The sequence below is a fragment of the Tardiphaga sp. 285_C5_N1_2 genome (assembly GCF_052076065.1).
In the GTDB taxonomy this organism is placed as follows: domain Bacteria; phylum Pseudomonadota; class Alphaproteobacteria; order Rhizobiales; family Xanthobacteraceae; genus Tardiphaga; species Tardiphaga robiniae.
In genome coordinates this window covers 5,078,987-5,091,138 of the sequence record NZ_CP197241.1, presented here as the reverse complement: position 1 = coordinate 5,091,138, position 12,152 = coordinate 5,078,987, and the positions used below count along the sequence as shown (strand labels likewise).

The 12,152-nt window shown below is 63.7% G+C and carries 11 protein-coding genes; 6 read left to right on the top strand and 5 right to left on the bottom strand.

Annotated features, from left to right (window positions below; all coding sequences use genetic code 11):
* Positions 1 to 27 precede the first annotated feature (27 nt).
* On the top strand, positions 28 to 237 hold the full coding sequence (locus AB7951_RS24145; protein ID WP_068733054.1) for a DUF4170 domain-containing protein: 210 nt from the start codon (positions 28 to 30) through the stop codon (positions 235 to 237).
* Positions 238 to 487: 250 nt separating this feature from the next.
* On the top strand, positions 488 to 1,036 hold the full coding sequence (locus AB7951_RS24140; protein ID WP_439062107.1) for a hypothetical protein: 549 nt from the start codon (positions 488 to 490) through the stop codon (positions 1,034 to 1,036).
* Between the two features lie 5 nt (positions 1,037 to 1,041).
* Here AB7951_RS24140 and AB7951_RS24135 read toward each other — a convergent pair whose 3' ends face one another.
* The gene (locus AB7951_RS24135) at positions 1,042 to 1,926 is read right to left on the bottom strand and encodes a metallophosphoesterase family protein (RefSeq protein ID WP_439062108.1); all 885 of its coding nucleotides are present in this window, start codon (positions 1,924 to 1,926) and stop codon (positions 1,042 to 1,044) included.
* A gap of 138 nt (positions 1,927 to 2,064) precedes the next feature.
* Between AB7951_RS24135 and AB7951_RS24130 the strand changes: the two genes are divergently transcribed.
* Positions 2,065 to 2,553: an NUDIX domain-containing protein gene (locus AB7951_RS24130; protein WP_093760065.1), complete on the top strand. Its 489-nt coding sequence runs from the start codon at positions 2,065 to 2,067 to the stop codon at positions 2,551 to 2,553.
* Positions 2,554 to 2,610: 57 nt separating this feature from the next.
* Positions 2,611 to 3,123 (top strand): GNAT family N-acetyltransferase, encoded by a 513-nt coding sequence (locus AB7951_RS24125; RefSeq protein ID WP_439062109.1) that lies wholly within the window; start codon positions 2,611 to 2,613, stop codon positions 3,121 to 3,123.
* Positions 3,124 to 3,267: 144 nt separating this feature from the next.
* On the opposite strand, the gene AB7951_RS24120 is transcribed toward AB7951_RS24125, so the two are convergent.
* From AB7951_RS24120 to AB7951_RS24110, 3 genes are all read right to left on the bottom strand, one after another.
* Positions 3,268 to 5,622: a TonB-dependent receptor gene (locus AB7951_RS24120; protein ID WP_439062110.1), complete on the bottom strand. Its 2,355-nt coding sequence runs from the start codon at positions 5,620 to 5,622 to the stop codon at positions 3,268 to 3,270.
* Between the two features lie 124 nt (positions 5,623 to 5,746).
* Positions 5,747 to 6,124, bottom strand: a complete 378-nt coding sequence (locus tag AB7951_RS24115) for a DUF2946 family protein (protein WP_175368677.1) — start codon at positions 6,122 to 6,124, stop codon at positions 5,747 to 5,749.
* Between the two features lie 205 nt (positions 6,125 to 6,329).
* A complete protein-coding gene (locus AB7951_RS24110; protein ID WP_175368678.1) occupies positions 6,330 to 7,256 on the bottom strand; it encodes a LysR family transcriptional regulator in 927 nt (308 codons plus the stop codon).
* Between the two features lie 101 nt (positions 7,257 to 7,357).
* Between AB7951_RS24110 and AB7951_RS24105 the strand changes: the two genes are divergently transcribed.
* Both AB7951_RS24105 and AB7951_RS24100 read left to right on the top strand, forming a co-directional pair.
* Positions 7,358 to 9,076, top strand: coding sequence for an FAD-dependent oxidoreductase (locus AB7951_RS24105; RefSeq protein WP_175368679.1), 1,719 nt, complete (start codon positions 7,358 to 7,360; stop codon positions 9,074 to 9,076).
* On the top strand, positions 9,073 to 10,059 hold the full coding sequence (locus tag AB7951_RS24100) for a Bug family tripartite tricarboxylate transporter substrate binding protein (RefSeq protein WP_246297868.1): 987 nt from the start codon (positions 9,073 to 9,075) through the stop codon (positions 10,057 to 10,059). Before AB7951_RS24105 ends, AB7951_RS24100 begins: the two co-directional genes overlap by 4 nt.
* 22 nt (positions 10,060 to 10,081) lie before the next feature.
* Here the strand turns inward: AB7951_RS24100 and AB7951_RS24095 are convergent, their stop codons facing one another.
* Positions 10,082 to 12,145, bottom strand: a complete 2,064-nt coding sequence (locus AB7951_RS24095; RefSeq protein ID WP_175368680.1) for a hypothetical protein — start codon at positions 12,143 to 12,145, stop codon at positions 10,082 to 10,084.
* Between the last annotated feature and the right edge of the window lie 7 nt (positions 12,146 to 12,152).

Below are 12,152 nucleotides of genomic sequence, written 5' to 3'. Positions count from 1 at the left end.
ATTTTAAGGAATGAACAGGAGCACGACATGTCACACGGTAGCAATTTCTGGGTCATCGGCGGCGAGTTCGGTTCGATGAACTTCCACAAGCTGGTTGAAGGCTCGGCCCAGGTGCAGGGCCCGTTCAAGACGCGCAAGCAGGCCGAAGAAGCCTGGAAGACCGTGTCGGAAGAGAATCGCCACCGCGCCGGCGTCCGCTTCTCCATCGTCGAAGAGCCGAGCCGTCAGGTCGCTTAGGACCGACGGGTCGCCTGAAGCTGAGATCCCGAGCGGCGTCAGTGCCGCTGGATCGCTTCAAGCCTGTCGCTGATTTGCCCATAAGAAGACGTCCAAGGATATCAGCGGCCTCATCCGGGAAACCGGGTGGGGCCGTTGATGCGTTTAGCGGCCAAGCCTCTGGAAACAAACGGCCTTTCCGGCACTCGTGGTTACTGATAGGTTACAGCCCGGTGGATGGCGCGCGCAGGCAGCCAGAAAGGGGTCCAGCGTGGCGAGTAACGGGACGAAGCCTGTCGAGGAAGTCAGGCCGCAGCGGCTGCGCGACGCGTTGCGTCAGGCCCGCATCGAGGCGGCCGATCGCACCGGTGTCGTCGTCGAGCTGCGCGATGCCGAAGTGGCGCGGCTGGAGATCCTCAATGAAGCGCTCGACCCGCTGTTCGCCGAGATCCCTGTTGGCATCGAGATGTTCGACCGGGGCATCAGCCAGGGCGACACGCCGCGGCTGTGGATCGACATGGTCGCCCATGTCGCGATGGGTCGCGACAAGCGCATGTATCGCTTCGTGCAGGACACCCGCCACGGTCGCGTGGTGCTGGCCGAGGCGCATGACGTTCCGGCCATCATAAAGGCGGTCACCGACTATATCGCGCGCCGCATGATCGAGCGCGAGCACGCGCTGGTGACAATGCCGGCGCCGGAGGTAGCGACGGCGGTGAAGAAGCCGCGCAGCAGATTCTGGCCGTTCGTGTTCGGTGTGATTGTCGGCGTCGTGGGGCTATTTGCGCTCGCGCTGTTCGTGTCGGTGCGCGGACATTAGTCACGCTACACCAGCATCGTCCGCGTCAGCTCATGCACCATGTTGCTGTCGCCGAATCCCCGCACCGTCTGCTCGCAGCGCCAGCGTTCGCCGTCGCGTTCGATAGCGAACAGATTGTAGGCCGCTGCCGGCTTGTGGCCGTGTGCAACCGATGACGCCGACGGCACACCGATGGCAGGAATGCGCCGCTGCGGGCCGTCGAACCACATGGTCGAGTGAATGTGGTCGTGACCGTGCAGGATCAGTTCGACGCCGTGGCGCTTGAGCACCGCTTGCAGCGCTTCGGAATCCGTCAGTCGCTTCATTTTCTGCTTTGAGCGTAGCGGATGATGAATCAGCAATACGCGAAACAGATGAGCGTCGGCGAGGCCGCCAAGCATAATGTTGAGCGCCCTAAGCTGTGCGTCGCCGAGCGAGCCCGTCGCCATGAACGGCGCGGTTGGCACACTCGACGACACGCCGATCAGAGCCAGCGGGCTGCGGATACGCAGAAATGGAAAGCGCGTATCGGGGGTGCCGTCACTGCGCATATAGTCGCCGAAAGTCTCGGCGAAACGTTCGGGTGCTCCGCGCACATAGCCGTCGTGATTGCCGGGTACCAGCGAGACCTTGTCCGGTGTGCCGACGCTTTCGATCCAGCGGCGCGCGCGCGGGAATTCGGCATCCAGGGCGAGATTCACGAGATCGCCAGTGACGGCAATATGGTCCGGCTGCTGCGCCTGCATGTCGCTGACGATGACATCCAGCATATCGCGGCGGTGGATCAGATGCCGGTTACGCCGCCAGTTCAGATAGCCGAGCACGCGCTGCCCCAGGAGCTCGCGCCAGTGCGGCTCTGGCATCGGCGGAACATGCGGATCGGACAGATGGGCGAGGGTGAAAGCGGTCATGAGAAGCGATCTGCCCCTGCGCGTATGTGAACAAGCCGGCTCAATGCGCCCTCATGCCTGTGAAATCCCTGCATGTTTTGGCAAGGTGGGGCATATGACGCAAGCACCCACCGTGTCGCCAGCCAGGAATTTGCCGCGATGACCTCACCGACGTTGCGGCAGCGGCTGGAGCCGACCCTGCGCAAATTCGTGCATCTGTATTTCCGCTTCGCCCGCGGCATGACCTTGGGCGTCCGCGCCGTGGTGCTGGACGCTGACAATCGCGTGTTTCTAGTCCGGCACACTTATGTCACCGGCTGGTATCTACCCGGCGGCGGCGTCGAAGTCGGCCAGACCTTTCGCGAGGCGCTAGACATGGAGCTGCGGGAAGAGGGGCGCATCGAACTCACGGGAGAGCCGGTTCTGCATGGTGTCTTTCTCAACAGTCACGTCTCGATCCGCGATCATGTGGCGGTCTATGTGGTCAGGCAGTTCCGGCAGGACTGGTTGCCCGAGCCCAATCGCGAAATCGCCGAAACCGGTTTCTTCGCCCTCGATGCCCTGCCTCACGACACCACCGAGGGCACCCGGCTGCGGCTGGCCGAGATATTCGACGGCAAGCCGATCAGTGCTACCTGGCGGGTCTGATCCCGTCCGCCCGGGCAATGGACCGCGCGCCCGCCAAATGCTATCCCGCCTCCCGACATGAATGACCTTTCTCTGACCATCCTGGCGGAAACCGCCAACGACGCCCAGATCGTCGAACGGCTGCACGCCCGCACCTTCGGCCCGGGCCGTTACGTGCTATCAGCCTACCGGCTGCGTGAACATGTCGGTCATCTGCTCGACCTGTCTTTCACGGCACGGATCGGCACGCTGCTGGTCGGCTCGGTCCGGCAATTGCCGATCTGTGTGGGTGATACGCCGGCACTGCTGCTCGGGCCGCTGACCGTCGAGCCGCCATTCCGCAGCCGCGGCGTCGGCCGCAAGCTGCTGGACCGCGCCATCGCCGATGCGCGCAAGAAGGGGCACAAGCTCATCGTGCTGGTCGGCGACGAGCCCTATTACCGCCGGGTCGGCTTCAAGGCGATCCCTAAGGGCAATGTGACCATGCCGGGTCCGGTCGATCAAAACCGGTTGCTTGTGCTCGAGCTGGTGGAGGGCGCCGCTACGGGTCTCGCCGGCGCCGTTCGGCCGGATTGGGACGCGGCGAAGTAATTTTTTGATCCAAGCCGTCATTCCGGGGCGCGCGCAGCGTTAGCTGCGAGCGAACCCGGAATCTCGAAGTGATAGAACCGCATGAGGTTCCGGGTTCGCGCATTCAGCCGCGCTGAATGCACGCCCCGGAACGACGAGTACCAATCAGAACTTCACACTAGCAAATGCCCGCACGTTCAGCCCGGGCTGCAGCACATTGTCCTTGTTATAGGACACCGCGTTGCGGATGGTCTCGTTCAACAGATTGTTGCCGACCACGCCGAGGGTCATTTCCTTGGCGCCGTAGATGCGCGGATCGAGCAGCGTCTTGTAGCTCACTTCCGCTTTCAGCAGGTTGTAGCCCGATGTCGGCGTCTCCGCGATCTCAGCGATGTCGTTCTGCGCGAAAGCGTGCAGCAAGTTCACGCGCGCGAACCAGTTGGCATCGCGCCAGAACAGGCCGCCGCCGGCACGCACCGGCGGAATGCGCGGCACATTGGTGCCGTCGCTGAAGGTCGCGCGCACGATGTCGGCCTGGGTCTCGATACCCCATGTGCCGCCATAGATCTGCGCAACATCGAGCTGGCTCTGGAATTCGCCGCCGCGGAAGGTGGCGTCACGCTGCGAATAGATCGCCTGGTTCAGTTCGAGGCCAAGCCCCGCCTGGCAGACTCCGTCTCCGCAGGTGTTGCCGGTCAGGCGGCGATAGATGAAGCCGCTATATTGCGTGTAGTAACCGGTGAGCTCGAAGCGGAACGGACCGGCGGCGCGGCGCAGGCCGAGTTCGACCGACTTCGCCGTCTCGATGCCGAGATTGGGATTGCCGATGTCGAAGGTCTCGGTCGCATCATGTCCGCCGCGCGAGAACAGTTCGGCGGGCTTCGGTGCGCGCTCGGTATATTGCGCGGTGATGCTGGCGGAGAGCCCATACCAGGGCAGGTCCTGGATCAGGCCGATGCTGCCGCTCTTCGGCGTGAAGGTGAGGTTACGCCCGACCGCCGGACCGATCGCGCCAGGATCGGCATTGAGATCGAACTCGTTCGGGATCGACGATGGCGTCGTGCCTGACAGTTCGACATGCTCGATGCGGCCGGCGATCTGCGCCTTCGTGGTTTCGGTGAATTTGAACTCGTTGAAGCTGTAGCCGGCAATCCTTGTGTTCTTATTCGGATCCCACAGACCATTGAGCGGGCTGCCGATGTCATCGGGGCTCGGTGCCGTCAGCTCCTGATGATTGACCTGCAGGCCGAAGGCCGACGTGATCGTGGCGAAACGTGCGTTGAAGGGCATCATCTGCACTTCGAGCCGGCCTTCCTGCTCCTTGTTGGTGAAGGTCTGGCGCACGCCATCGGACAAGAGGTCGCTGGCGTCGGCAAGGCCGATCTCGTTGTGCTTGTAGTTGGTCGCGCCGACCCAGAAGCGGATCGCTTCGACCGCCGCGGCGTCCGGGCGATATTCGCCCTTGGCCGTGAACTTGGTCTGCTGGCCGGCGATACGGGTGCCGACCTGCGCGCCTTCAACGCCCGGAATGCGATAGGTCGTGTTGTTCTGGGTGATCGCCGCGCCGATATAGCCGCCGGTGAAGAAGTAGGAGCCGCCGACCGATGCGCCGGCCGACTGGTTAGCCGAGTTCGGCTGACGTCCATTGAAGGCAAGGCCGGGATCGGCATAGGGATAGCTCGGCACATTGTAGTCGCCGGCCTTGCGTCCATAGACATCGGCATGAACCGCGACATTGCCGCCGCCGGCATCGAGCAGGATGCCGCCATCAACACCGCGATCCACTGAACTGAACGAGGTGCGGACTTCGGCATTCATGCAGCCCGGCGCCGCGAGACCGGCGGCCGGCGCCTTCACCGGCATGCCATAGCTCTGGAACGGCGCCGCCACGGCGCAGTTCGGCAGCGCGTCGGGAATGCGATTGTTGGACGCGCTGACCACGCCGCCGATCGACTGCGAGCCGTAACGCAGCGTCGCCGGGCCGCGGATCACCTCGACCTGATTGGCGGCAAACGGATCGACAGGCACGAAATGATCTTCGCCGAGATCGGATGCGCCGTTGCTGCCAATGCCATTCTCGACAATGCCGACGCGATTGACGTCGAGACCCCTGATGATCGGCCGGCTCGAGGCGCCGGGCGCGTAGCCGGAGCCGGTGATGCCGGGCTTGTTGGCGAGGAGGTCGCCGAGCGTCGAGGCACCGGAACGGCGGATCTCGTCATTCGGCACCACGGTGACGGTGGCGAACTGATCGGTAACGATCGGGAGTTCGCCCTGCTGCGCCTGCACGGCCGGCTCTGCCTCGACCGGCACCGGCGCGGCATTGCGGTTCGGCGCGGGGCGCGTGACATGAGTATGCGCGGTGCGTGACGGCACCGGCTTGCGGCGCACGATCGGGCTTGGCGCGGTGACTTCCACGGCGGGAAGCTGCGTCTGCGCCAGCGCGGATTGCGGGAGGCAGCTCAGTCCCACCACGGCAGATGTGCCGAGCAGGAGGGCGCGCTTGAATTGAATCGACATAGGTTTGTCCTGACTTCACCGGCGGCGCGGTTTGTGCGCTTGAGCCGGGACTCGCGGTGATGCGAATCTGACTTCGGTTACGCTGCCTGCGAGGAATTCGCGGCAGCGATCGTCAAAGGTCGTGTCAGGAAACAGGAGGGCCGCGCGGCTGCGACGCGCCGCTGATGGCGTCGAGATGGTCGAATTCAGCCTCGGCGATCCGCTGCAGCAGGACGGCAGCCTGCGGCAACAGCAGGACCGGCGGCGCGGCGAACAGCGCTGTACCGGCCATCGCCATGACGGCGCAGATGGCGCAGGGATCGGCGCCGCGGTGATGGTGGTCAGTATCTGGAGCGGCCGGTGTCTGCGCAGCTTCGCCGGCAGAGAGGGCGATGGCGGTGTCGAGAGGGGCCGCGTGCACCGTCCCACCATGGACATGGCCGAACGACAGAACGAGCTGCACCGCCAGCGCGAACAGCGCCAGCTTTGCCCCATTCCTGATATTCGCGCGAAACCACTTCATGCCGACAGGCTGCCCCGGCATCGGTCGGCGGAGAGGTCTGCCAGCACCGATGTTATAATGTAACATCGCGCGACAGGCGGCCGGGTGTCAACGGCCAGTCATCTCCGGACACAGAAACCCGGCCTGCTGTGGGATTACGGCAACGCTTCGCGTCGATGGATGTTGGCCAATCCACGCTGATGATGAGAGGGACCGAAATTGCGCGTTACACCGTCGCGCGCCTTGCAATGGCTGTCGCATGCGCGCTGGCCAGCACACGCGCCGTCATCTTCTGAAATTGCAGCGCTGCCGGCGACAGGCTGCGGCCGGTCTGCTGAATCCAGGACAGTTGCCGCGTGATCGCCGGGCGCACGAGCTGGAAAGCGATCAGACCTGGGTACTGCTCGGTCGGCATCATATAGGAGGGCAAGATCGCATAGCCGATGCCCTTCGCCGTCATCGAAAGCGCCGTGTTGATGAGCGACACTTCGTGGGTCGGGATGAGCACCTTGCCATCGCGCCCCAGCCGTCGGTCGATCTGTGCTCGGATCAGCGTGTCGCGGCGCATCGCGATGGTCGGTAGTGTCGCGAGTTCATCCCACGATAGCGTTTGCATCGCTGCGATCGGGCAACCCGGCCAGCCGATGGCGCTGAGACGCCCTCTCACCAGAGGCGTCAGCGTCACCTCGGGCACCGGGCCATCCACGCTGCCGATGGCGAATTCGGCGTCCGACGCGAGCAGCGCGCTTACAAGCTGATCGGATGCGACATCGCGCATGATGACATCAACGTCGGGATAAGCGGTGCGGAATGTCGCGAGCACTGCCGGCATGAGCGCGGAGGCTGCACCGGCCGATGCGACGAAGACGACTGTGCCGCTCCGTGCTTCCGACAGGCTGCGCATCTGACGCGTGAGGCTGAGCGCGTCGCCCAACATACGCTCTGCGGCTCGAACTGCGTCGCGTCCGGCTGCGGTCGGTATACACGACCGTGTCGTGCGGTCGAACATTGGCAGGCCCAACTGCAATTCAAGCTGGCGGAGCAGCAGGCTGACCGCCGCTTGGGTGATGTGAAGTTCTTGAGCTGCGCGCGTCATCGAGCCTGTGCGGCTGACCGCGACCAGTGCTTCCAGTTGGCGAAGGGTGATATTCATGAGGTAATCTTATCAATCAATACTGGAAAAGCGACTTCTCTTATCAAGAGTTGCGGGTAGCTTCAACGTAACGCGCGCAGACGCGGTCGAGGGAGCCAGCCATGCAAGACTATGAGACATCCGTCGTTATCGTTGGCGCAGGGCCTGTGGGCCTCACCGCTGCTCTGGACCTCGCATCCAGAGGGATAGACGTGATCGTGCTCGAGACGCGGCACGCCGGCGAGCCGCCCAATGTCAAATGCAACCATGTTTCGGCGCGATCGATGGAGGTTTTTCGCCGGCTTGGCATCGTGACCCAAATCCGCGACGCCGGTCTGCCGCCCGACTTTCCCAACGATTGCTCGTATCGCACCACCGCAACGGGCATCGAACTCAGCCGGATCGTCATTCCGTCGCGCGCCACGCGCTACACCGCAACGGATGGACCTGACACGTGGTGGCCGACGCCTGAACCGCCGCACCGCATCAACCAGATCTATCTGGAGCCTGTTCTGTTTGCGAACGCGGCCGCCAATCCCAGGATCACGATTTTGTCCCGCACCGAGATGGTGCATTTCGATCAGGACATATCGGGCGTCTCGGTCAAGGCCCGTGGGCTCGATGAGGACCGATCCTTCACCATCCGTGCCCGTTTTCTCATTGGATGTGACGGCGGCCGCTCATTGACACGCAAGCTGATCGGCGCGTCATTTGTAGGAACGCCTGTGATCCAGCGGGTTCAATCGACCCTCATCGATGCGCCGGATCTGAAGACCCTGATGCAGCCCCACACACCAGCCTGGATGGTGCTGGCGCTCAACCCGCGCCGGACCGGCACTGTCGTTGCCATCGACGGGCATGACCGGTGGCTGATCCACAATCACCTCAAGCCGGACGAGCCGGAATTCGACTCGGTCGATCGCGACTGGTCCATCCGTACAATTCTGGGCGTCGGGCCTGATTTCAATTACGAGGTCGTCAGCAAGGAAGACTGGGTCGGGCGCCGTCTTGTCGCCGATCGCTTCCGCGACCGCCGCGCCTTCATCTGCGGGGATGCTGCGCATCTGTGGATGCCTTACGCCGGCTATGGAATGAACGCCGGCATCGCGGATGCGGTTTCGCTCTGCTGGATGCTTGCAGCGCATCTCAACGGCTGGGCGGATGCCGGTCTGCTCGATGCCTATGCGGCCGAACGTCAGCCGATCACCGATCAGGTGTCGCGGTTTGCGATGGAGCATGCGCTGGCCAGCATCAGCCAGCGCGGTGCCGTGCCTACGGTGATCGAGGAAGACAGCGAAGCGGGTGCGGCGGCACGTGCCGCGATCGGCCGCGCCGCCTATGATCTCAACGTGAAGCAATACTGCTGCGCGGGGCTCAATTTCGGCTACTTCTACGATCAGTCACCGGTCATCGCCTATGATGGCGAGGCACCTCCGGCCTATACGATGGGCGATTTTGAACCCTCGACGGTGCCGGGCGCCAGGATGCCGCATGTCTGGCTGAGCGATGGCCGTTCGATCTTTGACGCGATGGGGCCCGGCTATACGCTGTTGCGCTACGATCCGACTTGCGACGTGACTGCGCTGAGAGAGTCCGCGCGCCGCAACGGAGTTCCTCTGACGCTGATTGATCTGTCGATCGCGGATGTCGATGCAGGGCAACCCGCTGAAGCATTGCTGCTGGTGCGGCCAGATCAGCATATTGCCTGGCGTGGTCGCCTCCCTCCGCCGGACCCCGACGCGTTGATTGATCTCATCACGGGCAGAACCGCGTCTACGCATCGGAGCGCAGCCCCGCACCAAAACTCAGCCTCGCATACTGTTTCGGGAGCAATCGCATGACTGTATTCGCTCCGACCCGCAGGATGTTGCTTGCAGGCGCCGCCAGTTCGATCGTGGTCGGTACGACGACGCCCGTGTGGGCCGCCTATCCTGACCAACTCATCAAGATTGTCGTCACCTTTCCGCCAGGCGGCAGCGCCGACATCTTCATTCGTGCGCTTGAGCCGGTGATCGCTGCAGACCTGAAGCAGGGCTTCATCATCGAAAATCGCGGGGGCGCGGGCGGCAATATCGGTATGCAGGCGGTGGCGCAGGCGAAGCCTGACGGCTACACCTTAGGCGTGGCGCCGGCAGGCGCACTGACCATCAACCCTCATATCAGCCCGGCGACGTCTTTCGATCCGATCAAGGATCTGGCACCGATTACGCTGCTTGCCGATATCCCGTTTGTGCTGGTTGCGTCGCCTGACGCCCCATTTGCTACGCTCAAAGAAGCGCTTGCGGCTGCTGCTGCAAAGCCCGGACAACTATCGGTGGGCTATGGCGGCAACGGCACCGTGATGCACATGACGGCTGCGCTGTTTCTCCAAACAACGAATGTCAAACTGACGCTCGTTCCCTATCGGGGCACAGGGCCTGCGGTGACCGATGTCCTTGCCGGGCATATCCCGCTTGCGGTGTTGGACATCCCCAGTTCGCTGGAATTGATCCGTGCCGGCCGACTGAAACCACTTGGCGTCACCAGCGCCAAGCGCGTGCCGTTCCTTCCCGAAGTGCCCACACTCGATGAGCAAGGTGTTGCCGGGTTTGAATCGACGGGCTGGTTCGGCCTCGTGGCTCCCGCCGCGACACCTGGTGACATCGTGACCCGCTTGAATGCCGCCTTCGTCAAGGCTCTGGGAGACCCGGACGTGATCGAGAAGCTGCGGACGATCGGTGCACAGCCGGCACCAATGACGCCGGAAGCCTTCGCGGCCTATATCCGCTCGGAAAGCGCCAAATGGGGGCGTCTCACGCGGGAGATGAACCTCGCGGCGCAATGAACCGCGCCGCCATTGGTTCGTGCTATCGGCTCTCCCGGAGCCACGTCGCAGCGAATGCGCCGAGCAGCAGCAGCAGCCCGATCAGGCCGGCAAACATCGGCAGCACGCCGACGCCGCGGACCACGCTGGCATCGCGCATATGCACGCCCATCCAGCCGTCGCCACGGAAGACGGTCGAGGAGCGCACCGGCACGATGCGCGGCAGCTCGACGCCCGAGCCTTCATTGATCCGTCGGGCGTCGCCACCACTGGCCTGCGCCAGCGGCTTCAGCATCTCGGTGGTCGAGGTGACCTCGGAGAATTCCTTCGGGTTGATCGGGCCGACATTGATCAGCGCCTTCAGCGTGCCGTCGGTGGCCTGCCACAGGCCGAGTTCATCGGCCGGCGTGGTCGCGCGCCACAGGCCGGGCTCGCCGGCTGACAGCGTCAGTTCGCGGGTCTTGCCTGATGGTGAGGTCACAGTCACGGGCTGCACGGCGTCGCCCATGGTCTGGCGCAGCACAACGAGATCCTTGCCCTGACTCTGCAGCTTGAGTGCTTCCTCGTCGAGATCCGGCTGCTTCATCAGCCAGTGCGACGTGCGACGGAGCAGATCGAGATGCGGGCCGCCGCCTTCATAGCCGCGCGCCCACAGCCAGATGTGATCCGACAGCAGCAGCGCGACGCGGCCTTCGCCGGACCGCGACAGCAGCAGCAGCGGCTGGCCGTCGGCGCCAGTCATCACAGGCGGCGTGGTGGTGTTGCGGGTCTCGACGGTGCGGAAGAAGCGGCTCCATTTCGGTGGCTCGGAATTGGAGCCTTCGAGCCCGCGCGTCACCGGGTGACGCTTACCGATATCGCTGAGATGCGCATAGAACGGCTTCTCGCTGACACCGACGGGTTCGGCAGGGAGCACCGAATCCAGCGGTGTGCGCCAGATCGAGGTGTTCGACGCATAGTCGGGACCAGCCGACACCAGCACGGCGCCGCCGGCGCGGACATAGCGCGCGATATTGTCGAAATAGGCGATCGGCAGCACGCCCTGGCGGGCATAGCGATCGAAGATGATCAGCTGGAATTCGTGAATCTTTTGCTGGAACAGTTCGCGGGTCGGAAACGCAATCAACGACAGCTCATTGATCGGCGTGCCGTCCTGCTTCTCCGGCGGGCGCAGAATCGTGAAATGCACGAGATCGATCGAGGCATCGGACTTCAGCAGGTTGCGCCATGTGCGCTCGCCGGAATGCGGCTCGCCGGAGACCAGCAGCACGCGGAGTTTGTCGCGCACGCCATCGATGGCGACCACGGCGCGGTTGTTGACCAGCGTGAGTTCGTTGTCGAGTGGCGAGGCTTCGATCTCGACGATGTTCGGACCGGCATGTTTGATGTCAATATCGACCGACACGGTCTGGCCCGACAGCACCGTGCGCTCGCTCAGCGTATCGCCGTCGCGGCGGATGGCGACACGGGCGCGCTCGCCGGTGACACCCTGATCGTCCAGGCGAAACGTAACGCGTTGCGACTGGCCGACGATGCCAAATCTGGGAGCAGCCGTGATGGCGATGCGGCGATCACGTTCGTCCTTGCGGCCGGTGATCAGCGCATGCACCGGCGCATTGAAGCCGAGACCCGCGACATTGGCCGGGATGTCATGGACACGGCCGTCGGTGATCAGGAAGGCGCCCGCGACACGGTCTGTCGGCACGTCGGAGAGAGCGGAGGACAGTGCGCCGAACAATTTGGTGCCGTCGGTTTCGCCATCAGCCTGTCCGGCTTCGACGACACGGACCTCGAGGCCCTTGACCTGCTTCAGCCGGTCGACCAGCTGCTTCTGCGCTTCCTCGGTTTCCTTGGTGCGCGCGCCGAAATTCTGGCTCGGGCTCTTGTCGATGACGACGGCGGCGACCGATGTGAGCGGCTCGCGCTCCTCGCGTGTGAAGGAGGGATTGGCGAGTGCCAACAGGATCAGCGCCAATGCGGCCACACGCACGGCGGCACCGCGTGCACGGCCGAGCAGTAGCAATGCTGATATCGCGACGATGGCGGCGAGGCCGATCCACAGCACGATGGTCGGGACGAGGGGCGTAAACGCGATGCCGTATTGCATGTCGCGC

Coding starts and splice junctions, on each gene's coding strand:
- AB7951_RS24145 (WP_068733054.1), top strand. CDS start 28: ATGTCACACGGTAGCAATTTCTGGGTCATCGGCGGCGAGTTCGGTTCG.
- AB7951_RS24135 (WP_439062108.1), bottom strand. CDS start 1,926: ATGACCGCTTTCACCCTCGCCCATCTGTCCGATCCGCATGTTCCGCCG.
- AB7951_RS24130 (WP_093760065.1), top strand. CDS start 2,065: ATGACCTCACCGACGTTGCGGCAGCGGCTGGAGCCGACCCTGCGCAAA.
- AB7951_RS24125 (WP_439062109.1), top strand. CDS start 2,611: ATGAATGACCTTTCTCTGACCATCCTGGCGGAAACCGCCAACGACGCC.
- AB7951_RS24120 (WP_439062110.1), bottom strand. CDS start 5,622: ATGTCGATTCAATTCAAGCGCGCCCTCCTGCTCGGCACATCTGCCGTG.
- AB7951_RS24115 (WP_175368677.1), bottom strand. CDS start 6,124: ATGAAGTGGTTTCGCGCGAATATCAGGAATGGGGCAAAGCTGGCGCTG.
- AB7951_RS24110 (WP_175368678.1), bottom strand. CDS start 7,256: ATGAATATCACCCTTCGCCAACTGGAAGCACTGGTCGCGGTCAGCCGC.
- AB7951_RS24105 (WP_175368679.1), top strand. CDS start 7,358: ATGCAAGACTATGAGACATCCGTCGTTATCGTTGGCGCAGGGCCTGTG.
- AB7951_RS24100 (WP_246297868.1), top strand. CDS start 9,073: ATGACTGTATTCGCTCCGACCCGCAGGATGTTGCTTGCAGGCGCCGCC.
- AB7951_RS24095 (WP_175368680.1), bottom strand. CDS start 12,145: ATGCAATACGGCATCGCGTTTACGCCCCTCGTCCCGACCATCGTGCTG.